The sequence below is a fragment of the Pseudomonas sp. BLCC-B112 genome (assembly GCF_028550695.1).
Taxonomy (GTDB): Bacteria; Pseudomonadota; Gammaproteobacteria; order Pseudomonadales; family Pseudomonadaceae; genus Aquipseudomonas; species Aquipseudomonas danubii.
On the sequence record NZ_JAQQGK010000008.1, the window covers coordinates 200,929 to 226,716 of the forward strand.

The window sequence follows — 25,788 nt, forward strand, 5'->3', positions numbered from 1 at the left end:
AATGGCTTCCGCCTATTGTATGTCTATTTTCTTACCTGGTTATCTGTGACGTATCTCTTGAATAGTGATCGCGCACCATAGGCAGGCAGAATGTTGAAAAAAGCAAAACATACTTTGATCGCGATCTGAACGTAAATCATGCTCAGAATATCGTTGTTCTGCATTGCTCCATAAAAAGCAATGAAGCAGAACAGGAAGCTGTCGATGATCACTGCAAACAAGGTGCTCAGAAATATACGCAGGAAAAGGAATCTAGAGTTTGTCAGTTCCTTTATCTTGCATAGTAAGTATGAGTTTACATTTTCCGAAACAAGGAAAGAAACAGAGGAAGCAATCAATACGGAGGTCACCTGAATGATGACGTCGTTATAAGGTTTGTCGAGTTTCCAGTCGGGCAGTCCAGGGAGAAAAGTCGAAGCATAAAGGAGGATGATGATCATTGCGTTGCTTGCAAAAGCAAAGAAAATGGCTTTTCTTGCAAGTCTGAGTCCGAAGTTTTCGTTCAGCAGGTCAACGATCAAAAATGTCAGGGGATAAAGAAAGGTGCCGGGAGTGATGATGATATTGAGCGACTCCAGATAAATTGGCTTTGTCGCAGCAATACTGGTGAAAATATAGAATGTAAAGAGTAGTAGGTTCAGGATGATATAAATCATCCATGAGTTTTCGTGGCGGTCATTCAGGTCGTAGGCAGTAAGTGCTCCTCCTTGGGAATAGAATTTTTTATACAGGTTTCTGATTTCCATTTTGTTCAGATTGTCCATTATTTCACTGTTCAATACTTCGTTCAGCTTTATTCTGATGACTTTGCCTGTGGCGATAATCATAATCACAGCTAGATTCTTGTTGTTTTCAAAGCCTAGTAATTTATATTTGCTGTTCTCGATTTCACTTTCAAATGCTGTCATTGAATCGCTCCTCGATGATGTCTCCCACGATGCACATATCATCTGAGCTGGAGTACGGAGTGTTTACGATGAACAGTTTCTTTGTCAGCCTGTCGTAAACGAGTTTTTCCTTGTCGTCTGTCGATGACCCTTTTTGCACGATCAAAAGGTCGCCAGGTTCATTCATGTCACGTATTTCATTCTCAAGCAGTACCGCTATCAAGTTGTGAGATGTGCCGAAATAATAGGTCAGCGGATAAAGCGTGGCCAGTTCGCCGATGCGTCTATCGAGATTGGCGATCAGCAGACTTTCCTTGATGATTGGCACAGCGGCGGGATTCATGTTGCCTTGAGGTGAGATGCTGCTTTCGATGATCTCCTTTTCTTCAAAGTCGATGGTTTCTATTTCTTCGTAGGAAACACCGAAGAAGTCGGAAATCTTTCGAATGGTGGATTGTTGTACATTAGTAACCTTGCCTTCCAGTATGTTGTATATGGTCGTTCTGGTCAGGCCACTAGCGTTGCACAAAGATAATTGCGTTTCGCCGCGACTTTTTATCAAGTATTTGATATTGCTCTTCAAATACTCTGTTCTTTCTCTTCTGTGCATCAAATGCTCACCATTTCCTTATAGTCGTCAGGCATCGAGACGTTTATAGAAGTTATGCCGTATATGGCTCTCGGCATGTGTTATGCCAAGCGCTGGGCTACTGCAGCGAAAGTGGGCAGGTTAGTTTTTGATATTTACCAATTCGCTACTACTCCTTTAGTCAGCGTGCATCCGTCCTGGGTTGCTCTGCTGTTGGTATGTGGGGCGATCAAATCGTGGGAGAAATCACGATTCGTAAGGGCGCCGCGGTGGGTAAGTGTTACATGCGTCAGTCCGGGGAATAAAGCCCCAAAAAACCGTGGCCTGGCTCCTCGTTGCTGGGTATTGAGCAACAGTACAGGGCTGATGTTTTTATCTGGGCAGAAAAGCAGCATTTAATTTGGAAAATGTTTAATTCTTTGATTAATTTTGTTGCGCCTTATAGAGTCTGACGTCGAGGCTTGGATAAGCCCGATGCAGGCAAACGAACGTGATATCCAGGAAGCGTGCTGTCGTTCGTGGCGCGCAACATACAAGGAAGGGACACAGAAGAATGGCAGCTGACACTGAACCACTCAGGACCCAGGCCGACCTGCTGCGACGTGGCTTGGCCGATCTGCGCGCTGAAGACGCCGAGCTGGCAAGCATCCTGGACGCGGAAGTCACGCGCCAACACCGCACACTGTCTTTGGTTTCATCTTCCTGCGCGGCCGGCCCCCGGAGCTTGGCGGCATCAGCCTCGGCGCTGGTCAACGTCACGGTCGAGGGCGCTCCCGGCCGGCGTCATTATAGTGGGTGTGAGAACGTTGATCGGGTTGAGGCTCTGGCGATCCGACGCGCTCGGGAGCTGTTCTCTGCCCAATACGCCTGCGTGCAATCACACTCGGCCTCGAATGCCATTTACCAGGTGCTGACTGCGCTGGCCGAGCCGGGGGATACGATCCTGGGCATGGCCCTCGAACAGGGTGGGCACCTTGCACATGGCCGAGTGGAAGCCTTCACGGAGGCCAACTACAAGGCTATTCGCTACGGCACCACATCCCAGGGGGAGATCGATTACGCAGAAGTGCGCCAACTGGCGATGGCCCATCGTCCGCGGATCATCATTTGCGGGGCGACGGCCCATTCTCGGGTCGTGGACTTTCAGCGCTTTCGTGCCATTGCCGATGAGGCCGGTGCCATCGTGCTTGCCGATATTTCCCATATCGCCGGGCTGGTGGCCACAGGGCGCCATCCGAGCCCGATCGATGCCGCGCACGTCACAATCACCTGCACCCACAAGCAGCTCGCCGGCCCGCGTGGAGGTCTGATTCTTTCCGGTCGTGATGCAGACACCAAAGTGCCTGGACTGAGGTCGAGTTTTCGCCGGGTTCTCGAACAAGCGGTTTCCCCCGGTATGCAAGGCGCGCCTGCGGTCAACGTGATTGCCGCCAAGGCGGCCGCGCTGGGTTATGCGATGTCCCCGCCGTTTGATGCCTACATGGGGCGGATTCGCGCCACGGCGGATGAAATGGCCTGCGCGTTCATGGCGCGGGACTACGAGGTTGTGGGAGGAGGGACGGAAAATCACACGATCCTGCTGCGCTTGCGTGGCGGCATCAGCGGCTCCATCGCCGAATCGGCGCTGGAGAAGTGTGGAATCATCGTCAGCAAAAAACGCGGTCCGAGGGAAAACCGATCATCATTTGCCGCCAATGGCTTGTGTATCGGCACCGGCTCCATCGCCCAGCGCTACGTGGACGCCCAAGGGTGTCGCCAGATCGTCGACCTGGTGTGCCGGATACTCGATCAGGTGCAGCCCCACGGCGAGCAGAAATACACCCTGGAGCCCGTATTGCAGGAGCAGTTCCGGCAACAGACCGAAGCGTTGTGCACGATGTACCCGATCCGTGAGTACGGGGATCGCTGAAAACAAAAAGCCCCGACTTCACACGCAAGTACGGGGCTTTTTCTTGGCTGCTCGGGGCGGGCTGGTGCCTTCGCGAGCAGCTCGCTACAGGGCCGGGTTACAGCTGTTGCTGCGCGCTGTAGCCTTCGAACGCCGTCTGTTGCTGGATTGCGGTGACGATGTTCTTGCGGGTCGCTTGCTGCTCGTTGCCGTTCTTGTCGAGGAACATTTCGCTTTCCAGTTCCGCCTCATCGCCTTCGCCGACAAAGCTGAAACCGAGGAATTCGAAGGCTTCACGGTCGACGTTGGCCTTGGAGCGCGGGCGCATCGGCAGGGTGACGCTGATGCCGTCCTTGCTGATGGCGAACACTTCCATTTCCTTCTTCGGCCGCGCCTTGCTCTTGCCACCGCTGGGGTTGCTGATGGCTTGGTGCGTCTGGTTCAGCACTTTCAGGGCCAGGCCGTAGACCAGTTCCTGGAAGTCCGGGTCGTCCTTGTAGCTGGAGAGAATCCGGCTGATGGGGAATTTCTTGCTCAGGTCTTCCAGGGCGGCCAAGTCGGCGGCCTCGGCGTCTTTGAGTTGCTTGAGCTGGCCCATGAGTTCATAGGCGGTGTCGTCGTCAAAGCGGTCGTGGGCCTGGCGAATCGCAGCACGCAGTTCGCGAATCTGGTCACTTTCTTTCGAGCTGTGGAAGGCGTCGAGCACCATCTCGCTGATGGTCTTGGCCTGGGACACGTGCTGGGAAAGATGAATGGCGTTTTCGTATTCGGCCTTGTTGGACAGGGCGATCACGGATTCTTCGGTGTTGGAATCAGGCATTGAACATCCACTACTTGGTTTAACAGGTTTGAGGCGCGAAAGGCCCGGGGGGGCATTTTCGGGGGCGCCTAATCTATTGGACCCGGACACTATTGTCACGGACCAAGCGACGGCCCGGCAGCCGCGCCTCATCAGACCGGCCGCCTCGCCACAGATTCCCTGTCGTTCAAAGCACTTGTGTATCGCTGACCCCAGCCTCCAGTTCCTGACGCAGATCGCTGCCCCGGCGGGCGATGAACACCAACTGCGCGGCATGCTCGGTGGGCTGCCCTGTGGCCAGGGTGAACTGACTGCGGTTGCCCACATGCTGCAACCAGTAGGGTTGTTCATTGCCTTCCAGGCGCACCAGGCCCTTGAGGCGCAGCAGATCGGCGGGCAGGCGCGCCAGCCAGTCGCGCAAAGCCTTGGGCTGCAGCGGTCGCGAGCTTTTCCACACCCAGCTTTCGAACAATTCGTCGTGGGCCTGGGGCAGGGCCTTGAACAGCACTTCGGTGGAGCGAACCGGCGGCGCCAGTAGCAGCTCGGGGGGCAGTTCGGCTTGCACTGTGTCGAACACCGGGGCGCGGTGGCCGAGGCTGGCGCGAATGCTCTGCAACTGCTCGGCGCTCACCAGATCGGCCTTGTTCAGCAGCACCCAGTCGGCGCAGGCCACCTGGGCCCGGGACAGCCGGGCCATTTCCCCTTCCAGGTCCTGATAACCGCTGGCATCCACCAGGGTGATCACCGCGTCCAGGTGCAGGCGGTTGCGCAGTTGCGGGTAGCCGATGGTCTGCACGATACGCTGCGGGTCGGAGACGCCGCTGCACTCGATGACGATTCGCTCCAGGGCCGGGCGCAGCTTGGACAGGCTCACCAGTTGCGCCAGCAGGTCCTCTTGCACGGTGCAGCAGATGCAGCCGTTCTGCAGGCTGTACACCGCGTCGGTGACCTCGGCGATGATCGCCGCATCAATGTTCAGCTCGCCGAAATCATTGACGATCACCGCCAGCCGGCCGCTGTCGGCGCGCTGCACCATGCGGTTGAGCAGGGTGGTCTTGCCAGCGCCGAGAAAGCCTGCAACCACGGTGACCGGAATGCTCGGGGTGCTGTTCATTATTCCTTGCCCTCGATCACCGGCGGCAGGCCTTCCCAGACCGCCTGCAACGGCGTGTCGCTGAAGATGCCCTGGCGGTCGTAGACCAGTTGTCCTTCGACGAAGGTCAGTTGCACCTGGGTGTGGTGGATGTAGTTGCGCGCGTCCTGGGCGAACAGGTTGCGGTCGAGGACGATCAGGTCCGCCGACTTGCCAGCCTCCAGGCTGCCGGTCAGGTGTTCCAGGCCCATGGCGTGGGCGCCGTTGAGGGTCGCCACTTGCAGGGCCTGTTCCAGGCTGATGGGGTCGCCGAAGGTGTCGGGTTCCTGGTTCCACGGGTTCTGCCGGGTGACCATGGTTTCCAGGGCCAGCCACGGGTCGATGGACGCCACCGGCCAGTCGGTGCCGAACACCGCGATGCCGCCGGCCGCCAGCACGCCCTTGAAGTCATAGATGCGCTTGAGGCGCTCCTGGCCGTAGCCGGAACGCGCACCGCTGGCGAATGGCGTCGGGTACCAGGCCGCCGGGGAGAACTCGGCAATCACGTCCAGGCTCTGGAAGCGCTTGAGGTTGCCCGGGTGCAGCAGGGTGCTGTGGGCGCATTGGTGACGGATGCCGCTGTTGCCGTTGCGCCGCCGGGCTTCGGCCACGGCGTCGAGGAACACGTCGGAGGCGCCGTCGCCGGTGCAGTGGGCGATCACCCGCAGGCCGCGCTTGTCCATGTCCACCACCATGTCGGTGATGTGTTCCGGGGTCAGGTTGAGCTTGCCGCGCCAGCTCGACTCTTCCGGCCAGGGGGTCAGCAGGTAGGACGACTTGGGCTCCACGGTGCCGTCGAAATGGAACTTCACCGCGTTGGCATTCAGGCGGGCGCTGCGATAGAAATGCCGCTCGCCGCTGAGCAGCTCCCAGCGCCGACGCACCGGGAAGATATCGTCCTGCCAGCTGATGGCCGCCTCCACCCGCAGGGTCAGCTCACCGGCATCGTCCAGTTCCTTGAGGGCTTGCAGGCGGTTCTCGCAGACGTGCACGTACTTGGTGGCGGTGACGCCGCGAGAGGTCTGGAAGTGCACGCCATCACGGTAGGCGCGGCGCAGCACCGACACCGGAGTCGGTGGCATGGCGGCGTGGATCAGGGCGTAGGCGCCGTCGATCAGCAGGCCATTGGGTTCGCCGGTCAGTTCATCGCGCTCCAGGTAGCCGTTGCGCGGGTCGCTGGTGTGGCGGTCGATACCGGCCAGTTCCAGGGCTTTGGAGTTGACCATCATGGTGCCCCACATGCGGTCCAGCAGGGCCACCGGACGGTCCGGCATGACGCTGTCGAGCCACTCGCGGCCCGGGGTCAGGCCGGCTTCGCGGAAGGTGTAGCGCACCCAGTACTGGCCGTAGATCCAGCCATCGCCTGGGTGACTGTCGGCATAGGCGTGGATCGCCGCGGCCAGTTGCTCGGGAGTCGGGTCTTCGATGCCCACGTCCAGATCGTCGGCGTAGCGCGGCGCCAGGGCCAGGTCCGGGTGGGTGTGCATGTCGTGCAGGCCGGGCATGCAGAAGGCCCCATCCAGATCGTGTTGACGGGTGTTGGGCCCGATCAGCGAAGCCAGGGAGGCGAGGCTGCCCACCGCGATCAGCTTGCCCTGGCGGATCGCTACGGCATCGGCCCAGGGCTGGGCCGGATCGAGGGTGTACATCCGGCCGTTGTGCAGCACCAGTTCGGCGTATTGATCGACGGCGCTATGGGTGGAGTTGAATTGGTCGGAAGCGGTCACGGGGTCAACCTCTCAAGCAGGGGGGCCCTTCAAAGGTGGGCAAAAAAGTAAGGCGCAGCAGTGTTCTTGTCAGAGGTACGAGGGCCGCGGGGCGGCCCGGGTCATGCATTCAGCGTTGTGCGCCCAGGGTTTCGACAAAGCCGGCGATGCGCTGGCAGGCGTCCTTGAGCACGTCGTCGGCGACGGTGAAGGAGATCCGCACGAAGCCCTCGGCACTGGCGCCGAAGGCCTGGGCGTCGAGCACCGAGACCCCGGTGGCGCGGAACAGCTGCCAGGCGAAATCCATGCTCGACAGCCCGGTACGACGCACGTCCACCAGCATGAACATCCCGGCCTCGGGCTCGCGGCAATCGAGCAGTTGCACCGGCTTGAGGCCGGCCACCACCAGATCGCGGCGCCGGCGATAGACCTCGCGAGCGCTGCCGATCACTTCTTCATCCAGCTCCAGGGCCTTGAGCGCGGCTTCCTGGATAAACCCGGGCAGGCCGTAGAGCATGCACAGCAGCAGGTTGTCCAGGTGCCCGACCAAGGCCGGTGGGGCGATCACCCAGCCCACGCGCCAGCCGGTCATGGCGTGGGTTTTCGACAGGCTGTTGAGGATCACCGTGCGCTCGGCCATGCCTGGCATTGAGGCGATGCTCAGGTGTTCGCGGTCATAGGTCAGTTGCCCGTAGACCTCGTCGGAGATCACCCACAGGTCATGCTTGCGCGCCACCTCGGCCACGGCTTCCAGCTCCTCGCGGCTGTAGACGTTGCCGGTGGGGTTGCACGGCGTGGCCAGGGCGATGCCCCGGGTCTTGTTGGTCAGCGCCGCTTCCAGCGCGGCGGCGGTCAGGCGGAAGCCGTTGGCCGCCGGCTGCTGGACGCAGGCGATCTGCGCCCCGGAGGCATGCACGCAGGCCTCGTAGGTCAGGTACATGGGCTCGGGCACCAGCACTTCGTCGCCACTGCCGAACAGGCACAGGCAGGTGGCGAACAGACCGTTCTGTGCACCGGCCACCAGGGCCACGTTATCGGCACTGACATCGATGCCCAGCAGGCGCCGCTGCTTGGCGGCAATCGCCTCGCGCAGGGCCGGGCGGCCGAGGACATGGGTGTAATGGGTGTCGCCTTGCTCCAGGGCAGCGCTGGCGGCGGCGCTGATGCGCGCATCGGTGGCGAAGTCCGGATCACCGACGCTGAGGACGATCACATCCTCGCCACGGCCCCGGGCCTCGATGGCTGCGTAGTGAATATCCCAGGCGCTGACGGATTCGCCGCTGATGCGCTGAACGAAAGGTGAGTAACGCATGTTGTTCTCCTCACGGGCTTGGTTGCCCGTGCAATCAATGGGTTCAGGCCTGACGCTGGGGGGCCCGGTTTCGTTCGGGGTTGCTCAGGCGTGCGCACAGATGCTCAATGGCGAAGGCCAGGATGATGTAGATCAGCGCCACCGCCAGCAGTGGCTCGTAGACCTTCAGGGTTTGGGCGCGCACCAGGTTGGCGGCGCCGAGCAAATCAGTGACCGCCACGGTGGACGCCAGCGCAGTGGCCTTGAGCAGCAGCACGCATTCGCCCACCAGGGTCGGGCGCACCAGCTCCAGGGCCCGGGGCAGCCACACCCGGCGCAGGGTCAGCCAGTAACCCATGCCATAGGCGCGGGCCGCTTCCAGTTCGCCCCGGGGCACCGCGCGCAAGCCGCCGCGCAGCACTTCACCGACATAGGCACCGACACTCAGGGTCAGGGCCAGGGCCACGTACCAGAAGCCTTCACGCAGGTAGGGCCAGAGAAAGCTGCCGCGAATCGGCGGGTAGGCGGCGAACAGGCTGCCGACCCCGTAATACAGGATGTAGATCTGCACCAGCAGCGGCGTACCGCGGAACACGCTGATATAGAACTGCATCGGTGCGCGAATCAGAGGGTTGCGCGACGCCCGGCCCAGGCCCACCACCACCGCCAGGGCAAAGCCGCAGATTCCGCTCAGCAGCAGGAGCTTGAGGGTGATGCCCAGGCCGCGCAGCAGCTCTGTGGAAAAACCGTTGATCCAGGAAAAGTCCATCCGAGTCTCCTAGTGCTGGGGCAGCCAGCGGTTGGTGCGACGTTCGAGCACACGGAACAGGCTGCCGGACACCAGGGTGATGACGAAGTAGAAAGCCGCGACCGCGAGGTAGAACACCAGGTAGTGCTTGGTGGAACCGGCCGCCTGTTTGCCTACTGAAAGCAGTTCGCTGTAACCGACGATGCTGATCAGCGCGCTGTCCTTGACCAGTACCAGCCACAGGTTCGACAGCCCGGCCATGGCGTAGGGCAGCATGCTCGGCAGCAGGATGCGCCGCACCAGCAGCCAGCGCTCGATGCCGTAGGCCCGCGCCGCTTCGATCTGGCCGTGGGGAATGGCCTGGATCGCGCCGCGGATGATCTCCGCCGAATAGGCGCCCTGGACAATCCCCAGCACCAGTACCGCCGCGATAAAGCCGTTGACCGTGACACTCGGACGGTCCATGGCGGCCATGGCCATGTTCAACAGGTCAGTGCCGGCGTAGTACAGCAACAGAATCAGCAGCAGCTCGGGCATGGCCCGGTACAGGGTGGTGTAGACGTTGGCCAGTTTCACCAGCCAGCGCGGGCCCTTGAGCTTGATCATCGCCACCAGCAGGCCGATGCCCAGGCCGAGGACGAAGGCCCCGGCGGAAATCTGCAGGGACACCAGCGCGCCCTGGGCCAGGGCACCGAGCCAGCCGTCGGCGACGAACAGTTGGGAAAGGTCGGACAGAGAAATCATGACGTATCCAGTCAACGCCGGCGGCCCGCGCAAACGGGCGCGCCGGACGGCTTAGTTGGCAGAGATGTCGACGCTGAAGTAGCGGCTGCGGATCTTGTCGTAGGTGCCGTCGGCCTTGAGCGAGGCCAGGGCGGTGTTGATCCGCTGTTGCAGGGCGCTGTCACCCTTGCGCAGGCCGACGCCGATGCCGGAACCGAACAGCGGGTCTTTCGGCGCCAGGCCCTTGTCCGCGAGGCCGGCACCGGCCGCGGTCTTGAGGATCGGCTCGATGGTCAGGGCGTCGGCCAGCATCACGTCGATGCGCCCGCTCTGCAGGTCGGCGATCATGTCGTCCTGGGTGGTGTAGTAACGCAGGGTCGAGGTCTTGCCGTAGTAGGTCTTGGCGAAGGTGGCGTTGGAGGTCGAACCCTGCACGCCGATCAGCTTGCCCTTGAGGCCTTCGGGAGTGGTCGCAAGCTCCAGGCTCTGGTCGGCGACCCACATGGCCGGGGTCTGGTAGTAAGGCGCGGAGAAATCGATGACCTTCTCACGCTCCTCGGTGATACTCAGGGAATTGAGGATGGCGTCGATCTGGCTCGATTGCAGGGCCGGAATCAGCCCGTCCCAGGCCACTTCCTTGAGCGGGCACTGGGCCTGCATGCGCTCGCACAGCGCCTGGATTAGCTCCGGCTCGAAGCCGCTCCAGTTGCCGTTGCCGCTTTTCATCGAGAACGGCGGGTAGGGTTCCAGGGCGATGCCGAAGACGATCTTGTCGGCGGCCACGGCGTGGCTGGCCAATGCACTGAACAGGCAACCGGTGGCAAGCACCTTGAGCAGGTTTTTCATGGCTTTACCCTTTATCGAAGTTGTTGTTTTCAAGGATTGAAGCGGGACGTCAGACGCGGTTTTCCTGAGCCATGACGAATTGCCGGCAGCGTTCGCTGACCGGGTTGAGGAACACTTGTTGCGGTGGGCCTTCCTCTTCCACCAGCCCCTGGTGGAGGAACATCACCTTGCTCGACACATCCCGGGCAAAGGCCATCTCGTGGGTCACCAGGATCATGGTGCGGCCTTCCTCGGCGATGCCCTGGATGACCTTGAGCACTTCGCCCACCAGTTCCGGGTCCAGGGCCGAGGTCGGTTCGTCCATCAACAGCACCTGGGGGCGCATGGCCAGGGCCCGAGCGATGGCCACACGCTGCTGCTGGCCACCGGACAGAAAGGACGGGAAGGTGTCACGTTTGTTGGCCAGGCCGACTTTTTCCAGCAGGTGTTCGGCGTGGGCGATGGCATCCTTGCGATCTTCACCGAGGACATACACCGGCGCCTCGATAACGTTTTCCAGCACGGTGCGATGGGGCCACAGGTTGAAGCTCTGGAACACCATGCTCAGTTGGGTGCGCAGGCGTGCCACCTGGGCCGGGTCGGCGACCTGGGGGTTGCCGGCGCGATCGGTCTTGATGCGCACCTCTTCGCCATTGATGCGCAAGCTGCCTCTGCAGGGAATTTCCAACAGGTTGATGCAGCGCAGCAGGGTGCTTTTGCCCGAGCCGCTGGAGCCGATCAGCGAGACCACTTCACCTTCATTGGCGCGCAGGGCGATGCCCTTGAGCACGTGGTGATCGGCGTAGCTCTTGTGCAGATCATCGATCGCCACCACGGGATTGACGGAGTTGGGCTGCGATTGCAAGGGTCGACCCTCTTGTTATTGTGCGATGGCCGGGCAGTACCCGGCACAGGGTAGGGCTGGAGAATTAGCCATCGATGGCCTGGGGTCAATCGAGCTTTTTTAGCCGGACCCGGTAATTTTTTTCAGCAATGGACGGTTTTTCCGGCGACGGACAAGACTATTGCCGGACCACGTTTGCAGCTATGGTGCTGCCACTCGTTTTTTTGCAGTCGAGGCCTGATCGGTATGCGTTATCCCTCCATGACCGCCCTGCGCGCGCTGGACGCGGTGGCCCGCCTGGGCAGTGTCGCCGAAGCCGCCAATGAGCTGAACCTGACCCCCAGTGCCATCAGCCACCAGATCAAGAGCCTGGAGCAGACCCTGGGGTTTGCGCTGACCGAGCGCCAGGGCCGCAGCATTCGCATCACCTATCAGGGCGAGCGCTACGCTCGGGACATTCACCTGCTTTTGGCCAATATCCTCGAGGCCGGGCAGCGTTCCGATGGCCAGCAGGTCAGTGGCCGGCTGTGCATCAGCAGCCCGCCGGGGTTCGCCACCTACTGGCTGTGCACCCATATCGCCGAGTTCCAGGCGCTGTATCCCCAGGTGGAACTGCAGTTGGTGTCACCCCGCACTCCGGGCGACACCAGCGACAGCAGCGTCGATCTGTTCGTCGCCTACGGCATGGGCGACTGGCCCAACCAGCATGTACAGAAGATCGTTTCCCTGCGTTACTTCCCGGTGTGCAGCCCGAGCCTGGTGAATGCCATGGGCGGCCTGAAAACCCTCGACGGGCTCGATCACGCCTTGCTCCTGCACATGATCGACTACTCCGATTGGCGGGTCTGGCTGGCGGCGGCCGGGGCGCCGAATGTCGATGTGCGCCGGGGCATCATCTTCGCCGACGCGCACTTCGTGCAATCGGCCTGCATCGCCGGCCAGGGCATCGCCATGGGCGACAACCTGATCAGCGGCGAGGCCCTGGCCCGGGGGCAACTGGTGCAACCCTTCGGCACCGAAATCGAATCCAACCGCGGTTACTACCTGGTGGCCGATCTGCTCAAGGCCGAGCGTCCGGTGGTGCTGGCTTTCAGCGAATGGGTCAAATCCCAGTTGCAGGGCATCACCCGCTTGCACCCGGAGCCGCGCCGCAACGGCAAAGCGTGAATTTTATTGAGCAATCGCCGCGATTTTTTTCGATTGTTGCGCCTCGGGTGCAGCGACTAATGTCCTTCGACATCAGCCGGGCGCAGGGTGTCGTCCGGACGCATAAGAACAAGAGGAGTAGTCGATGACCACCTGTGCCCAGTCGCTGGTTCGTTTGCTGGAAGGTTATGGCGTGGACACGGTGTTCGGGATTCCCGGCGTGCACACCGTCGAGCTGTATCGCGGCCTGCACGGCAGCCGCCTGCGCCATGTCAGCCCGCGGCATGAACAGGGCGCCGGGTTCATGGCCGACGGTTATGCCCGGGCCAGCGGCAAGCCCGGGGTGTGCTTCATCATCACCGGCCCCGGCATGACCAACATCCTCACCGCCATGGGCCAGGCCTACGCCGATTCGGTGCCGATGCTGGTGATCTCCACGGTCAACCGTCGCGAGCACCTGCGCCTGGGCCATGGCCATCTGCATGAACTGCCGGACCAGCGGGCGATGGTGGCCGGGGTCTGCGCCTTCAGTCACACCCTGCAGTCGCCTGCGGAACTGCCGGAGCTCCTGGCCCGGGCCTTTGCCGTGTTCAAGTGCGCGCGGCCACGGCCGGTGCACATCGAGATTCCCCTGGATGTGCTGGACATGTCCGCCACCGACCTCAACCTGATGCCCCGCAGCCTGCCCGGTGCTCCGGCCCCGGCCGGAGCCTCGATCGAAGCGGCCGCGACCTTGCTCAACAGCGCTCACCGGCCGTTGATCCTGGCCGGCGGCGGCGCCCGGGGTTGCGCCGAGACGTTGCGCCAGTTGGCCGAACGCCTGCAAGCGCCGGTGGCCCTGACCACCAACGCCCGGGGCCTGTTGCCCTGCGCGCACCCGCTGTTGCTCGACGGCGTGCAGTCATCGGCCCATGGCCGGGCGCTGATCGACGAAGCCGACGTGGTGCTGGCCGTGGGCACTGAACTGGGGGAAACCGACTACGACTTCTTTGGCCTGGGCCCGCTGCGTTTCAAAGGCTCGTTGATCCGCCTGGACATCGACCCGATGCAGGTCATGGGCGTGCAGCGGGCCCATGTCGGCCTGGTAGGCGATGCCCTGGAAGGCTTGCAAGCCTTGCTTGGCAAAGTGCTGCAACCCAGCTCTCGCGGTCGTTGGGCCGTGGACAGCGTACAGCGGGTCAACCAGGCCGAACGCACCGGCTGGACGCCCAAGCAACAAGGCTTGCAGGGCTTGCTCGACCTGCTGCGCGACACCCTGGGCAGTCCGATCCTGGTGGGCGACTCGACCCAACCGGTGTACCAGGGCGCCTGCGGCTACCAGGCACCGGCCCCGGCCAGCTGGTTCAACGCCGGCAGCGGTTACGGCACCCTGGGTTACGGCCTGCCGGCAGCCATGGGCGCCAAGCTGGCGCGGCCCGAGCGTCCGGTGGTGGCGCTGGTGGGGGACGGCGGCTTGCAGTTCGCCAGCAGCGAACTGATCGCCGCCAAGGAAGCGCAGATCGGGGTGATCCTGCTGGTGTGGAACAACCAGTGCTACGGCGAGATCCGCGACTACATGCAGGCCCGGGACATTGCGCCGCTGGGGGTGGACATCCTCACTCCGGACTTCCGGGCCATGGCCCAGAGTTTCCATGTGGCGCACCATCGCGCCGACACCCCGGCGCAGTTGCAGGAACTGCTGCAGAGCCTCAGGGATATCCGCCAGCCGGTGATGATCGAAGTCGACGCCGGCGCCTATCTGGCCCTGGACTGATCCGCAGGCCTGTTTCGCGGACAGGCTCTCCAAGAATGAGTCTTCAAGGGACAGGCCTTCAAGGGATAAGGTGGGTTACATTGACGTAGCCCGCCAGGACGCACCTTGTCACTTGAGGATTCATGGATGAACTGCATTTTCTGCCAGATTGTCGCCGGCACCCTGCCGGCGGCCGTGGTTTACCGCGATGAACACTGCATGGCCTTCATGGACGTGCATCCCCTGGGGGCGGGTCATGTCCTGCTGATTCCCCAGCCCCATGTGGAAAAGCTCGATCAATTACCCGGCTTCGTCCGTCAGCATCTGTATCAGGTGTTCGATGGATTGCTGGCCGCGCAGCGGCGTGCCGGCTACGGCGTCGAAGGCACCCACCTGCTGGTCAATGATGGTCGGGCCACCAACCAGCACATCCCCCATGCCCATCTGCACCTGATCCCGCGCAAGCGTGGCGATGCCCTGGGCTTTGCCGGGCGCCTGCTGCTGCATTTCAGCGGGGTGTTTGGGCGTCGCGCCAAACTCGAGGTCCTGCAGCAGCAGGCTGCCAGCATTGCCGAACAAGTGCGCGTGCCCTGGGTCAGTGAAACCCCGATGGGCGGTCGCTGATATGGATCGCCGCCGCGCCCTGGCGCTTGAATACGCGGAGCACCAATACCTGCGGGCCCGGGTTCAGGGCTTGGCGAACTTGGCAGGCAACCCCCATGGGGCCAACCTGCTGGGCGAGCCGGGGTGTGGCGCCTTCGTCGTCGCTGGCAATCCCAGTCCGATGATGAACCGGGTGCATGGCGACTGGGCGCAACAGGCCTGCCGCCTCGTCGAGCTGTTACAGACCTGCGCGGCCTGCGCCCCGGCGATCGCCTTGATCGCTGAGTCAGCCAAGGTGGCGGGCACCCTGGAACTGGAGGGGCAGCCATTGCAGCGCCTCAAGGGTTGGACCCACGGGCAGTTGTTCGCTTCGATCGACGAACTGGCGCCGCCGTCTTCCGCGCTGGATATCGAGCCGGTGACGGCCTTGAACCTTGAAAGGTTCTGCGCGCTGCACAGCGAAGGCTTCAATACCCCTGCGGCGGCGCGGCCGATCAACCAGGCGGCTTTCAGCGGCTTGCTCAACGATGGGCGCGGGCATTTGTACCTGCTGCGGGACCGGGGTGTTGCAGTGGCTGGCGCAGCGCTGTTCATCGCTGACAATGGCGTGGCCTACCTGGGCACTGCCTTTACCACCCGGGCCGCCCGGGGGCAGGGCCATCATCGGGCCCTGATCGGCCATCGCGTGCAGCAGGCCGCCGCTCTTGGCGCCCGGAGTGTCGCGGCCACGGCCCTGGTGAACTCGCAAAGCCGGCGCAACCTGGAGCACTGCGGCTTGCGCCTTTGTCACCTGCAGGCCCTGTATCGGGCGGTGCCTTAGCGCGAGCTCTATGGCGCCGCTGGCGCCGGGTCGAAGCGGATCGAGTACAGAATCGCCCTCAGGGTGGCGAAGTCCTGAAAGAACCCGACGCTATCAGCCACCACCTGACGCTGGCCGCTGTCGATCAGCGCCATCAGGCAGGTGCCGCCATAGGCGTGAAAGCCGGTGTCCCCATCGCTGATGCCGCAGGTCTGATAGGCCAGCAGGCCTTTCCAGCCGGGGCCTGAAATCTCTTGCACCGGGCTGGGTTCATCCCTTCCGGCGCTGCGCATCCACACGCCGTTTTCCTGATAGAAAAACAAACCTTCGGCGGCCTGTTCCAGGCTGCCCTGCTGCAGGCACAGGTGCAGGGTGTATTCCTCCTGGGGACGTTTTTTCGGGTGGTCCAGGGTGAGGCAGTTCTGCGCCTGGCCAAGCTTCCAGCCTTTGGGGTATTGCAGGCTGAAGCCCTGGGCCTTGAAGCGTGGTGAATCCATGGGCAATACCGGAACTCCGGCTTCCTCGCGCAAGGGTTCGTACAGGCTGGGATCGTTGCGACAGGCAGACAGCGGGCGGGCCTTGGCCTTGTGCAATTGGTCGAGGCGATGTGTCTGTGGATCAGCACTGGCGCTGACGCAGGCACAGCCGTAGCCGTAGTGGTTGTTGGTGCGCACCCATTGCTGGTCGTTGAAGGTGGGCCAGTCGCCCTCGGCCTGATAACCGCCCTGGCTGGCAATTTCCCAGACGCCGTCGCGGTCGGTCAGGGTGGCGTTGGCCGGCGTCGGGTTCTCGAACCAGCCGCATCGGCGTTCGACCTTGGCCGGAGCGGCGCTGGCGGGTAAGGCAAGCAGTGTCAGGAGTGTGCAGATCAGGGCACGCTGAAACATGGAGCATCCTTGTTCGGGGTTGAGAACCGCAGATTGTGCGCCGGCATTGGCGTTAGTAGAGACCGAGGTCCTTGTTCTTCAGTAGCGCCACTTGCGCACCAAGTCGTCGCCGTAACGCTGGCTGATCAGCGCTTCGGCGCCGTCGTCGTCCTCGTACACCTCGGCCAGGCACAGCAGCATCAGCGCATCCAGGTACTCCTCGGGTGAGTCGAAGAAACGTGTCAGCGCTACGCCGGTGTCGTGATCGAAGTAGTAGACCGCGCCGCTTTCCCGGTGGAAACAGAACAGGTTGCCGTTGCCCAGGTAGTCGCCAAAGGCAACCAACTGGTGCGCCAGTGCCAGGTCCAGATCGCTCTCGGGGATATCGACAATGCCAGGGTAGGCCTCCAGCAGAGGCTGGATCGGGGTATGGCCGGGGCCTACGCTGCAAAGGATCTCCGCCAGGGACAAGACCCCCAACTGCCGATGATAGTCGCGCAGCGAGGGCGGCAAGGCACAGCCCAGTCGCTGCTCCAGGGCCACCAGCGCTTCCTCGCTGACGGGGGTTAATTCAGGCTCGTTGACGTGTCCTTCCCATAAAGCGCCATAGGCACCGATCGTGGCCAGGTACCACTTCAGCCGTGCGCCCTGATCGGACAGATCCGGCCAGGCCAGGGGTGGGCAGCCAGCGGGTGGCCAGTCGGCGTCTGGGGCATGCATGTTCTGACATGGGGTTCCTTGGATGAGCGTGCGGGGTGGCGGATATGCGCGATGGTGCTGGCGTTCTAGGGGATGTATGAGAGTACTGGTTTGCTAAAAAAGCCAGCATGCAGCATGGTTCGATGCGGATCTCGCAAAGACTGGACTGCTATGGGCGACCCCAGACGTACTAGTCTGGAGCACCTTCTTTGAATAAAGCCTAACCTAGACGATGATGGCGATTTACCGTCCAGAGAAAAAGCTATAAAAACGCTCTCTAATGGAGTAAAGCCAAGCTGAAGAGTTTAATAGAAGTTTGGCCCGTTCCTTTAAGGATGCTTCTGGGATGAAACATATTATTTTTGAGTAACCAAGATAGCGCAAAAGTTGTAGAAGAAATGCTACAAGAAGTGCTCTCTGTTTTTGAGGGGAAAGTTTTGGTTTGTATTGTTCGTAAAAATAGAATATTGCACGTTGCCTGACCCACATCTGTTCGTTAATTTGTGAGTAGTTGATCCCGCGCTTGTAACTGTTGTTGTCATGAATTCGATAAAAAATTCCAATTGTAGGGACGTGAGTTGCTTCCACGGAAGAGTAGCGTGCGTGGAGCATCATCCACACGTCTTCATTCGGCAAAAAACTTGGGATTGGAAAAACCAATTGAGCAAATGAGCGATTAAACGCCATGCAACCACCTGACTCAAGACCCAGTGCAGGGTTCTTTGGTAGTGTCATTGCATTGTATTTTGAATCAGCGGAGAAAGACTTTAGTTTGCAGTATGAGACTTTTGGTGTGCCTTCTTTCTGTATTGGCGTGATTCGCTCATGAATACTTTCTGCAATCAATAAGTCGTCAGCTGCCAGCAGGATAAAAATATCTCCAGATGCGTTCTCATAAGCAATATTGAAGGCTTGTGCTTTACCAACGCCCCCGCTTTTTATGAGTTTTACAAAGCTGAAATCGAGTCTCTCTACAATGTTGAAAGTTTCGTCATCAGATCCATCATCGACAACAATAACTTCGAAGTCGAGATTGTTTATTTTTTCAATGGAACGAAGTGCTGCCTCAATGTAAAGAGCTTCATTTTTGGCGGGCATCAAAATACTTAGCATTTTGTGTCAACTATTTAAGAGTTTTTTTACAGTATCAAATATAAATTTTTTTGTGGAGTCGCCATTTAAGTCTTTGGCCGCTAGGTTGGCCGACTCTTTCATTCGATAGATGTCTTTTGATGTCAGCTGAGACAGTTTGTGTGCCATGTTTTTTGGCGAAAAATCGTCGCTGATTATACCCAGGTTATATTTTTTTGTTAGTCGAGCCATTTCGTCAGAAGGACCAATAGCAATGGCAAGGCGGGCTTGGATAAACTCGAAAAATTTATTGGGAAGTGCATACTTGTAGTTGAAGTTTACGGGGGGCAACAAGAATAAGCCGATATCATAGTTGTTGATTTCGAACGATATTTTTTTCATGTCGACAGGCGGGCGAAATTTGATTTTATTATTCTTGGCTGCCATTTTTTTTAATGTTTCAAGGTAACCGCTTCCGTTGTCTACTAACATGAGGTCCAAAGTGAAGCGTTCATCAAGATAGTCCATCATTTCGATCATTAGTTCGAGATTTCTTGAGCTAATAGCTGCGCCGTGATGGATTAAGCGGATGACTCCTTCCATAACTGGTGTTGGTGATAGCTCGCTGTAAGCCGGTGCGTTCAGGACAACATTAGAATGTACTCCGAAATTTCTTTCATATTCCTCAGCTATTCCCGTGCAAACAGTAGACATTACAGAAACTTTGGGGATGTACTTTTTACAAATGTATTCGTAGAATTTTGAGAAAAATAAACGCCAAATAAAGCGGTCTTCAAATTCCTTTGGTGAGTACTCGTGGGCATCAAGAAATGTTGGGGATTTTCCTGCTAGGCGAAGAGCAAGCGGCAAACTGTTTATATCGTTTGCCAATACACAGTCAAATTTTTTCCCTTGTAGTAAATTAAGGGTTTTTAGGACGTAGGGCATTTTCCAGTAATAAGTTTCGAAGCATTGGGATATAAGTAAAGTCCCTTTCAAGACTTTCTTAAAAAAATGAGCACCTATAGAGCTGATGTCGATAAACTCAATATCTGGGTACGGAGAGCTACCAAATCCGGCAACAGTTAAATGATATGAACCTCTTAGTGAGTCAATTTGACGCATCACGCGAGGGTCAGTTTTTATGGGGGAAAACGAAATTATTAGTATGTTAGTCATGATTTTCACCCGAAAAAATGTTGGTGCCAGCGAATAAAATTAATCCAGCGCCATACTTGCCAGCTAAAAGGTGCTTTCCCTGAAATTATTTTATCAAACTCTTTTAATATGGCGGATTGATCAAGGAACGGAAGCCCAAGGTCAATTTTTAGCCATTCCCGTATCTGATCGGCCAAATGGGTCAACCATACTTGTTCTGGTGTAGAGAAGCCTATCTTATCTCTGCGATCAAGAATGGCATCGGGCACGATGCCTCGCATTGCTGCTCGGAATACTGATTTAGTTTCTCCTTGTTGAGAAATCAGGTAGTTTTCTGGGAGCGAAAGAAGAAAATCTGCCATGTCACTGGTGAGAAACGGTACTCGACTTTCTATGGAAAAACGCATTGAGTTTCGGTCACCATGTCTTAGTAGTGACTGAAGTCCACGGTGGCTCAGGGAGAAAGCAAGCTCAGAGGCGAGTTTACGTCCAGTTATATCATAAGGTGACTTTTGACGCGGGTATCCAATAACAACTCCCGACTCGCGCAGGATATCAGTATCAATCCACGTTGGTTTGGTACGCATACCATTTCCGCGTCGGAGCAGTTCGTATACTGGGCCGTCTACGCACTCCGCGATTACCGTTTTTAAACAATGCTTTAAGTCTCGATCAGGCCATTTTGACCATTCTTTAGCAAAGTTTAATGCCTTCAAGTATTGTCGCTGTTCCAACATGCTCTTTATGCGTTTACTAGGGTATCCATGGTAACCTGCAAGCAGTTCATCAGCACCTTGACCGTCAAGAGTTACGGTGATGCCACTCTCTTTCGCTAGTTTGAATACTCTGTATTGCGCATAAATACTGGTGCTTCCAAATGGCTCACCTTGAGCAAGTATCATATCATCGAGATCATTGGCTAACTCATGAGGACTTACAAACACTTTATATGCTTTTGCCCCAACATGTTGATTAACCAAATCAACCCATGACTCTTCGGATACTGTACTGTCTTTAGCAATGAAGCTGAACGTACTAATGACTGCGTCTGGTTCTATCTTACGCATTGCACAGACAACTGCCGAAGAATCTACCCCACCTGAGAGAGCAGCACCCAACGGCACATCACTTCTAAGATGTAGCTTTATATTATCCAGAAAACGCTCACGTAGTTCATCAGCAGCATCTGAAAAACTCAATACAGATGTTTGCTCTACATTAGGAACCCACCATTGCTGAGGAGCAGATACAACTCCTGTGGAAGTGTTCAGTTTTATTAAGTGTCCTGGCATTAGCTGATAAATGTCTTTGACAAATGTCGAACTTTTGGAGTCATAGTCTCCATGAACCAGATAGTCATATGCCCGTTGAGTATTAAGCTCAAATTTTTTTGTTTTCAATTTTCGTAGAGCAGGTAGCTCTGAGGAAAACAAAAAATCTTTATTTTCTTGGGTATAAAAAAAAGGCTTGATACCAAATTGGTCTCTTACACATGTTAGAGTTTCATCTTGGCGGTTGTAAATGACAAATGAAAACATCCCTTTCAACCGGCTGAGACAACCTTCTTTCCAATGTTGCCAAGCTGCTAATAGTACTTCTGTATCTGACTCAGAGTTAAATAGTGCGCCGGTAGTGCTAGAGAGCTCTTTTCTTAACTCCTTGAAGTTGTAGATTTCACCGTTGAAAACTATAGTGAAATTTTCATCACTGGAGTGCATTGGCTGATGGCCAGCTGAAGAAGTGTCCTGTACAGACAGTCGAGTGTGTCCGAGCAAAGTTTCCCTATCATGATGGACGTATCGCTCAAAACCTTGATCATTAGGCCCTCGATTTTTCAAAGTTGAAAGAGCTTCTTGGATTGCTTGATCAGATTTTGAAGTCTTTTGTTGCCAGTTACCGCCTAAAATTCCGCACATTGATAAAGTCTCTCCCTCACAGCTCGCGTACTTTTTTTAACGAGGAAAAAAAGCGCATAAGAAAATATAATATAACAATTGAATTTAAAATAATAAGAAAAATTTCGTACTTAGAGGTAGTTGCCAGTGTGAATACTGTAGTTATACCTAAAGCAAATGACAGGAGCTCATAAGTTGTAAATCTTGAGAAGCCATATTTTACAGCTGCAAAGTAGTTGAGTAAAAATATGCTAATACCTACAAGGGCAGAGGAAATTGCCCCGCCGAGTGCTCCAATTCTATTAATTAATATTAAGTTAAGGATAAGTGCCAATCCTCCACCTGCTATATTAATCAGAATGTAAGTATATGTTTTTCCGCTGAGGGATATATATGTATATAGAGTTGCTGATACCATTGGTAGTGAGCTACCAATAACAAGGGGCAAAACATAATAATGTGACTCTGAATATATTTCAGAAAACAGGAGTATTATTCCCCAATTCGAAAACCAGTGCAATAGTAGGCAAGTAGCAAAAAATGCAGTCAAGCATCCATAAAATACCATTTTATGGAGTGCTAGAAAGTTAGATTTAGATATTGCTTGTAGGCGCGCAGCAGATGGACCCCATGCGGATAAGATGGAAGCAAACATGAGTCCTATCATGGTCGCTATTTTTGCAGCCATTGCATAGCTTCCAAGAGTAGCTAGTCCAGCATCACTAGCAATCAGATATCTGTCCAATCCTGAAATTAGCCATTGGAGTGGGGCGAGAAGTGCGAATGGCCATCCATAAGAAACGATTTTTCTTAAGCTATTCCATTTAAAAGATGCTGAAAGATCGCTGCGGATTAATAAAATACCAACTATAAGCGCTGAGGCTGTGGCTATAATTGGAGCAGATAAGTAGCCTTTGACTCCGAAGCTTAAAAAAACGACAAAAACTAAACATAAGAGACCTCCGCCAATACGAGCTAATCCTGCTACAAGCAGGTACTGTAATGGTTCTCCTCGGATTCTGATCACGTCTAATGTCAGTTGACCAAAAATGGAAAAGATAATAAATAATGCAAAAATTAATTTGTAATCTTTAAAGGTGTAGAGGTTTAGTTTTAAGATGAGGTAGTCATAGAATAAGAATAGGATTGCTAAGGATAGAGTTGTTATAAATATAACAAATAGAAAGCTAGTGCTAATTATTTCAGACCGTTCCTTGAGTGAAAACTTCGGATCGTTATAATACCTGTGAATGGCGCTGCCGGATCCAAAGCACAAAAAAATAATAAATGAATTCATGATTGTCAGCATTAGTTCGGCTGCCCCAAACTCAGCTTGATCTAAATTTCTAACAATGAAAGGAAGAATTAGTATTGGGAGAAGTTTGAATATGAGCTCCCCAATACCATAGGTGAATATGTCTCTACCTACTTTTATGCTCATGATAAGTCTGTCAGTTTAAGGAGTCGATCGATTTGATATTCAGAATTATAAGTACGGCTCAGTTTTATTGCTGCTTTTTTCATTTCCATTACAGCACTGATATCCGACTTCATGAGTTCTATTTGAGCCGCTATTTTATTTGAATTTGGCCATCCGTAGGTTACTCCACAACCACTCTTTCTGAGCACGTTCATCAGGGGTAGAGAGGAGGGGGCAAGAACAGCTAAGCCTGAATTTATATACTCATAAAGTTTAAATCCGACACACATTCTTCCGTTGCCGGTATTGGGCGATGCCAGGATTACTCCGACATCAAAACTTACTGAGTTTGACACAAGTTGATCGGAGGGTACTGCGTCTAGAAAAAAAATCCGCTCTGTCAAATTTTCTTTGATAACTAGATCTCGTAAAATTTTCTCATAATCACCAACTCCGCGGAGATATAGGGTTGCAGAGCTAACTTGCTTGAAGGCAAGAATTAGTTCATCTAACCCACGAGATGCTTGATATGCACCATGATAGTGAAGTTTTAAAGGCGTCTCTACAGAGAAAGTTGTAGCGGAATATTTGTCTGGGCATACAGGTATCGTCGCCATGACGTTATTGTTAAGATGATATTTTCGTCTTATATATTTGGAGACGACATCTTGTACAGTTATTACTTTGTCTGCACGGTTACAGAAAAAGTACTCTAAAGCTGTACGAGCACTCTTTTCTGCACGATCAACTAATGAGGTAACCGGGTATTGATCAGGCCATATTTCGTAAACGAAGTAATAGAACTTTGCGCCAAGCAATCTTGCCGTAAGCCATGAGGCTAGCAAGTAGTCTCCATCTACAGCGAATACTAATCTGACACCACTTTTAACAAAGCGAAATTGCTTAGCTAGAAAAATAAAGTTATTGATGATGAAGTTTACAATAAATAAAAGTGTTAAAAGATAGAGTGAAATTTTTTTTATGAAGTTTATTTTCTTAAGAAGATTTTTCAATTCTATGGGGGACTTTCTGTAAAGCGCTCTTATATATTCCCAGTGATTGATTGAGATGTTGGTGAGCTGAATGTCTTTTTCAGGAGGTGTTGTTTTACTATCGAAGCATGATACTAGGCAGTCGTACCTTGTTTTGAACGCACTAGTATACATTTTCAGCATTGGGTTATTTCTATAGTTTTTATAAGTGAAGAAAACGACCTTCCCTTTCGAGTTTTTTTTTCTCTTATTCATTTAACAAGCTCGGTACAGTTCAATTTCAGCATCTAGGCACCTGGTTATTATGGATATATCGTCATTGATTATAAAATCTTTATTTTTTAGCGTGCCAGAAGGTATTTTTTTTACTTCACCAAAGTATAATCTCGAACCATGAATTTCTAAGTATGCTCCCTTTGTGTAGGGTGGGCGTTGAGCTCGTATAAAATTGTAAATTTTTTCATAGCTTTGAGACAAATCTATCATAGAGTCTTCAGGGCGACGAGCTCTAAAGTATGTTGCCTTATTATTGTTTTGTTTTTTTGGTATTGCTTTTTTTTCTATTACTTGAATTAGTTTGCTGGGGAGCCAGCTGGCCAGTTCCGTTTCAGCGATTTCAAATAAAGTATTTATATCGATTTGCGAGTCCACAGGTATAATTAATTGGGCATAAATATCGCCTGTGTCTATACCACCGTCAACCTTATGAAGTGTATAGCCAACCTCCTTCTCTCCATTGATCATCGCCCAAGTAAAAGCATGCCTGCCACGATATTTAGGAAGCAGCGAGTTGTGCACGTTTAGCACGCAGGTTTGCTTGTTTATAAAGTCTTCGGATAATATCGTAGGCCATGAGTAAAGTATTATAAAAGAGTTTTCTACGTCGATTATCTCTTCAAGGCTTGATGAGAACTCTAGTTCACGAAGCTCATTTTTTAGACTTGATAAAACTTTATCGTCTGATTTGCAACGGCTCAATACTATTTTACGTGTCATGGTTTGTATTATCTAGAGTAAAAGATTTTCTGAAGTAACCATTTGCACCAAAGCCTTCTTTAAATTCGAAAATACTAGGGTGTGGTAAGCCTTTTTGTGTCGATGTTCCAAAATCAAAGTAGTCGAACTTTTCGTTCTTTGCGCGTTTTAATGCATCTGATATCACTAGAGATAGAGCTTGGTACTCTCTTTTTTCATTGTTCTGGAATATGTAAAAAGAGCAACGTACCTTATCTGTGATATCAAACTCGCATATTCCTCCGAGAGGTTCTGATCCAATACTTGCTATATGGAATGAAATTTTATTAGGAAATTTTTTAAGCAGCTCTGAAAGTTCATCATAGCTATGAGTGGGGGCGACATTGTGTTTTTCTAGGCTCTTAACCAGTAATGGCCAAGCTAAGTCTAAACTAGCGTTGTTTTGTAGCGATACTCCAAGACTCACTGCTTTACGTACCATGCGTCGTGCACGAGTATTTAATATATCATCCGTATCGAATGCTTGCTGCAGATGTACTGTACTTGAAATATCATGTGAGGACTGATTAAAACCTACTTGTAGCAAGCAGTAGTAAAATGTTCCAAGTGGTACTTTGTCGCATGCGCTAGTTGGGAACGTAAGAGTCATTTTGTCCGCACGATTTGACGTGAGAAATGACTTTAATAGTATGGAAACTTCACTTGATATAGAGAATGTTGGTCTTTCTAGGAAAACAACACCGCCATAGCTTGCACCAAATGGTGAAACTATGGCGTCTTTTTTGTCAAGTAAAGACAGTAAGGCAATAATTTTATTTTTTTTCTTGAATACAAGAAACTGTTCTTGGTTGTCGAATTTTTTTCCGTGATAGCTCAAAAAAAGTCGCTGGTGATAAATGGTGCCATTGACCGAGTTTTCAATCATATGATCCCATTTTTCTAGTTCTTCTTTGGTTGCCTCAATAAGCTGCATGTTTCATCTCTATCTTAGCTGAATATT

The 25,788-nt window shown here is 54.7% G+C and carries 24 protein-coding genes; 5 read left to right on the forward strand and 19 right to left on the reverse strand.

Annotation, left to right across the window (positions count from 1 at the left end; all coding sequences use genetic code 11):
- Positions 1–23: 23 nt before the first annotated feature.
- Positions 24–908 carry a queuosine precursor transporter gene (locus PQT43_RS21860; RefSeq protein ID WP_253084943.1) on the reverse strand — a complete coding sequence of 295 codons (885 nt, stop codon included), beginning with the start codon at positions 906–908 and terminating at the stop codon, positions 24–26.
- Positions 895–1,497 (reverse strand): helix-turn-helix transcriptional regulator, encoded by a 603-nt coding sequence (locus PQT43_RS21865; protein WP_110596366.1) that lies wholly within the window; start codon positions 1,495–1,497, stop codon positions 895–897. Before PQT43_RS21865 ends, PQT43_RS21860 begins: the two co-directional genes overlap by 14 nt.
- A 532-nt stretch (positions 1,498–2,029) precedes the next feature.
- Between PQT43_RS21865 and glyA the strand changes: the two genes are divergently transcribed.
- On the forward strand, positions 2,030–3,385 hold the full coding sequence (glyA, locus tag PQT43_RS21870; protein ID WP_253084942.1) for a serine hydroxymethyltransferase: 1,356 nt from the start codon (positions 2,030–2,032) through the stop codon (positions 3,383–3,385).
- 97 nt (positions 3,386–3,482) lie between these two features.
- On the opposite strand, the gene PQT43_RS21875 is transcribed toward glyA, so the two are convergent.
- From PQT43_RS21875 to PQT43_RS21910, 8 genes are all read right to left on the reverse strand, one after another.
- Complete coding sequence (locus PQT43_RS21875) at positions 3,483–4,184, reverse strand: hypothetical protein (RefSeq protein ID WP_213665915.1); 702 nt, start codon at positions 4,182–4,184, stop codon at positions 3,483–3,485.
- A gap of 166 nt (positions 4,185–4,350) precedes the next feature.
- A complete protein-coding gene (locus PQT43_RS21880) occupies positions 4,351–5,277 on the reverse strand; it encodes a CobW family GTP-binding protein (RefSeq protein ID WP_267268862.1) in 927 nt (308 codons plus the stop codon).
- Positions 5,277–7,022: an amidohydrolase gene (locus PQT43_RS21885; RefSeq protein WP_103740483.1), complete on the reverse strand. Its 1,746-nt coding sequence runs from the start codon at positions 7,020–7,022 to the stop codon at positions 5,277–5,279. Before PQT43_RS21885 ends, PQT43_RS21880 begins: the two co-directional genes overlap by 1 nt.
- Positions 7,023–7,131: 109 nt before the next feature.
- The gene (locus tag PQT43_RS21890; protein WP_267268861.1) at positions 7,132–8,313 is read right to left on the reverse strand and encodes a pyridoxal phosphate-dependent aminotransferase; all 1,182 of its coding nucleotides are present in this window, start codon (positions 8,311–8,313) and stop codon (positions 7,132–7,134) included.
- 43 nt (positions 8,314–8,356) lie between these two features.
- On the reverse strand, positions 8,357–9,061 hold the full coding sequence (locus PQT43_RS21895; RefSeq protein WP_267268860.1) for an ABC transporter permease: 705 nt from the start codon (positions 9,059–9,061) through the stop codon (positions 8,357–8,359).
- Between the two features lie 9 nt (positions 9,062–9,070).
- Entirely contained in the window at positions 9,071–9,784 is a 714-nt protein-coding gene (locus PQT43_RS21900; protein ID WP_047305985.1) for an ABC transporter permease, read from the reverse strand.
- 51 nt (positions 9,785–9,835) lie between these two features.
- A complete protein-coding gene (locus PQT43_RS21905; RefSeq protein ID WP_102880847.1) occupies positions 9,836–10,609 on the reverse strand; it encodes a transporter substrate-binding domain-containing protein in 774 nt (257 codons plus the stop codon).
- Positions 10,610–10,658: 49 nt separating this feature from the next.
- A complete protein-coding gene (locus PQT43_RS21910) occupies positions 10,659–11,453 on the reverse strand; it encodes an ABC transporter ATP-binding protein (RefSeq protein WP_272754568.1) in 795 nt (264 codons plus the stop codon).
- Between the two features lie 225 nt (positions 11,454–11,678).
- On the opposite strand from PQT43_RS21910, the gene PQT43_RS21915 reads away from it, so the two are divergent.
- From PQT43_RS21915 to PQT43_RS21930, 4 genes are all read left to right on the forward strand, one after another.
- Positions 11,679–12,599 carry a LysR substrate-binding domain-containing protein gene (locus PQT43_RS21915; protein WP_170001477.1) on the forward strand — a complete coding sequence of 307 codons (921 nt, stop codon included), beginning with the start codon at positions 11,679–11,681 and terminating at the stop codon, positions 12,597–12,599.
- Positions 12,600–12,723: 124 nt separating this feature from the next.
- On the forward strand, positions 12,724–14,331 hold the full coding sequence (locus PQT43_RS21920; protein WP_123394014.1) for a 5-guanidino-2-oxopentanoate decarboxylase: 1,608 nt from the start codon (positions 12,724–12,726) through the stop codon (positions 14,329–14,331).
- A gap of 126 nt (positions 14,332–14,457) precedes the next feature.
- Entirely contained in the window at positions 14,458–14,934 is a 477-nt protein-coding gene (locus PQT43_RS21925) for an HIT family protein (protein ID WP_102880845.1), read from the forward strand.
- A 1-nt stretch (position 14,935) separates the two neighbouring features.
- The gene (locus PQT43_RS21930; protein WP_267268859.1) at positions 14,936–15,733 is read left to right on the forward strand and encodes a GNAT family N-acetyltransferase; all 798 of its coding nucleotides are present in this window, start codon (positions 14,936–14,938) and stop codon (positions 15,731–15,733) included.
- Between the two features lie 8 nt (positions 15,734–15,741).
- Here PQT43_RS21930 and PQT43_RS21935 read toward each other — a convergent pair whose 3' ends face one another.
- The 9 genes from PQT43_RS21935 to PQT43_RS21975 all read right to left on the reverse strand — a co-directional run bounded on the left by PQT43_RS21935 (position 15,742) and on the right by PQT43_RS21975 (position 25,761).
- Positions 15,742–16,599, reverse strand: coding sequence for a DUF4087 domain-containing protein (locus tag PQT43_RS21935; RefSeq protein ID WP_102880843.1), 858 nt, complete (start codon positions 16,597–16,599; stop codon positions 15,742–15,744).
- A 78-nt stretch (positions 16,600–16,677) separates the two neighbouring features.
- Positions 16,678–17,298, reverse strand: coding sequence for an SMI1/KNR4 family protein (locus PQT43_RS21940; protein WP_267268858.1), 621 nt, complete (start codon positions 17,296–17,298; stop codon positions 16,678–16,680).
- Positions 17,299–17,520: 222 nt separating this feature from the next.
- On the reverse strand, positions 17,521–18,375 hold the full coding sequence (locus tag PQT43_RS21945; protein ID WP_416375930.1) for a glycosyltransferase family 2 protein: 855 nt from the start codon (positions 18,373–18,375) through the stop codon (positions 17,521–17,523).
- 21 nt (positions 18,376–18,396) lie between these two features.
- Positions 18,397–19,527 carry a hypothetical protein gene (locus PQT43_RS21950; protein ID WP_267268856.1) on the reverse strand — a complete coding sequence of 377 codons (1,131 nt, stop codon included), beginning with the start codon at positions 19,525–19,527 and terminating at the stop codon, positions 18,397–18,399.
- Between the two features lie 5 nt (positions 19,528–19,532).
- Positions 19,533–21,422 carry an asparagine synthase (glutamine-hydrolyzing) gene (gene asnB / locus PQT43_RS21955; RefSeq protein ID WP_110652263.1) on the reverse strand — a complete coding sequence of 630 codons (1,890 nt, stop codon included), beginning with the start codon at positions 21,420–21,422 and terminating at the stop codon, positions 19,533–19,535.
- Positions 21,423–21,438: 16 nt separating this feature from the next.
- Complete coding sequence (locus PQT43_RS21960) at positions 21,439–22,842, reverse strand: oligosaccharide flippase family protein (protein ID WP_110652264.1); 1,404 nt, start codon at positions 22,840–22,842, stop codon at positions 21,439–21,441.
- Positions 22,839–24,068 carry a glycosyltransferase gene (locus PQT43_RS21965; protein WP_253084934.1) on the reverse strand — a complete coding sequence of 410 codons (1,230 nt, stop codon included), beginning with the start codon at positions 24,066–24,068 and terminating at the stop codon, positions 22,839–22,841. The genes PQT43_RS21960 and PQT43_RS21965 overlap by 4 nt, the downstream gene beginning before the upstream one ends.
- The gene (locus PQT43_RS21970; RefSeq protein ID WP_110652265.1) at positions 24,069–24,809 is read right to left on the reverse strand and encodes a methionyl-tRNA formyltransferase; all 741 of its coding nucleotides are present in this window, start codon (positions 24,807–24,809) and stop codon (positions 24,069–24,071) included.
- On the reverse strand, positions 24,799–25,761 hold the full coding sequence (locus PQT43_RS21975; RefSeq protein WP_110652266.1) for a GNAT family N-acetyltransferase: 963 nt from the start codon (positions 25,759–25,761) through the stop codon (positions 24,799–24,801). The genes PQT43_RS21970 and PQT43_RS21975 overlap by 11 nt, the downstream gene beginning before the upstream one ends.
- Between the last annotated feature and the right edge of the window lie 27 nt (positions 25,762–25,788).

Bases quoted from the DNA above. Each gene is read 5' to 3' on its own strand.
- PQT43_RS21875 (WP_213665915.1), bottom strand. From the start codon at position 4,184: ATGCCTGATTCCAACACCGAAGAATCCGTGATCGCCCTGTCCAACAAG.
- PQT43_RS21860 (WP_253084943.1), bottom strand. From the start codon at position 908: ATGACAGCATTTGAAAGTGAAATCGAGAACAGCAAATATAAATTACTA.
- PQT43_RS21915 (WP_170001477.1), top strand. From the start codon at position 11,679: ATGCGTTATCCCTCCATGACCGCCCTGCGCGCGCTGGACGCGGTGGCC.
- PQT43_RS21945 (WP_416375930.1), bottom strand. From the start codon at position 18,375: ATGCCCGCCAAAAATGAAGCTCTTTACATTGAGGCAGCACTTCGTTCC.
- PQT43_RS21960 (WP_110652264.1), bottom strand. From the start codon at position 22,842: ATGAGCATAAAAGTAGGTAGAGACATATTCACCTATGGTATTGGGGAG.
- PQT43_RS21920 (WP_123394014.1), top strand. From the start codon at position 12,724: ATGACCACCTGTGCCCAGTCGCTGGTTCGTTTGCTGGAAGGTTATGGC.
- PQT43_RS21890 (WP_267268861.1), bottom strand. From the start codon at position 8,313: ATGCGTTACTCACCTTTCGTTCAGCGCATCAGCGGCGAATCCGTCAGC.
- PQT43_RS21930 (WP_267268859.1), top strand. From the start codon at position 14,936: ATGGATCGCCGCCGCGCCCTGGCGCTTGAATACGCGGAGCACCAATAC.
- PQT43_RS21970 (WP_110652265.1), bottom strand. From the start codon at position 24,809: ATGACACGTAAAATAGTATTGAGCCGTTGCAAATCAGACGATAAAGTT.
- PQT43_RS21965 (WP_253084934.1), bottom strand. From the start codon at position 24,068: ATGAATAAGAGAAAAAAAAACTCGAAAGGGAAGGTCGTTTTCTTCACT.
- PQT43_RS21940 (WP_267268858.1), bottom strand. From the start codon at position 17,298: ATGCATGCCCCAGACGCCGACTGGCCACCCGCTGGCTGCCCACCCCTG.
- glyA (WP_253084942.1), top strand. From the start codon at position 2,030: ATGGCAGCTGACACTGAACCACTCAGGACCCAGGCCGACCTGCTGCGA.
- PQT43_RS21880 (WP_267268862.1), bottom strand. From the start codon at position 5,277: ATGAACAGCACCCCGAGCATTCCGGTCACCGTGGTTGCAGGCTTTCTC.
- PQT43_RS21950 (WP_267268856.1), bottom strand. From the start codon at position 19,527: ATGACTAACATACTAATAATTTCGTTTTCCCCCATAAAAACTGACCCT.
- PQT43_RS21895 (WP_267268860.1), bottom strand. From the start codon at position 9,061: ATGGACTTTTCCTGGATCAACGGTTTTTCCACAGAGCTGCTGCGCGGC.
- asnB (WP_110652263.1), bottom strand. From the start codon at position 21,422: ATGTGCGGAATTTTAGGCGGTAACTGGCAACAAAAGACTTCAAAATCT.
- PQT43_RS21935 (WP_102880843.1), bottom strand. From the start codon at position 16,599: ATGTTTCAGCGTGCCCTGATCTGCACACTCCTGACACTGCTTGCCTTA.
- PQT43_RS21865 (WP_110596366.1), bottom strand. From the start codon at position 1,497: ATGCACAGAAGAGAAAGAACAGAGTATTTGAAGAGCAATATCAAATAC.
- PQT43_RS21975 (WP_110652266.1), bottom strand. From the start codon at position 25,761: ATGCAGCTTATTGAGGCAACCAAAGAAGAACTAGAAAAATGGGATCAT.
- PQT43_RS21905 (WP_102880847.1), bottom strand. From the start codon at position 10,609: ATGAAAAACCTGCTCAAGGTGCTTGCCACCGGTTGCCTGTTCAGTGCA.
- PQT43_RS21900 (WP_047305985.1), bottom strand. From the start codon at position 9,784: ATGATTTCTCTGTCCGACCTTTCCCAACTGTTCGTCGCCGACGGCTGG.
- PQT43_RS21925 (WP_102880845.1), top strand. From the start codon at position 14,458: ATGAACTGCATTTTCTGCCAGATTGTCGCCGGCACCCTGCCGGCGGCC.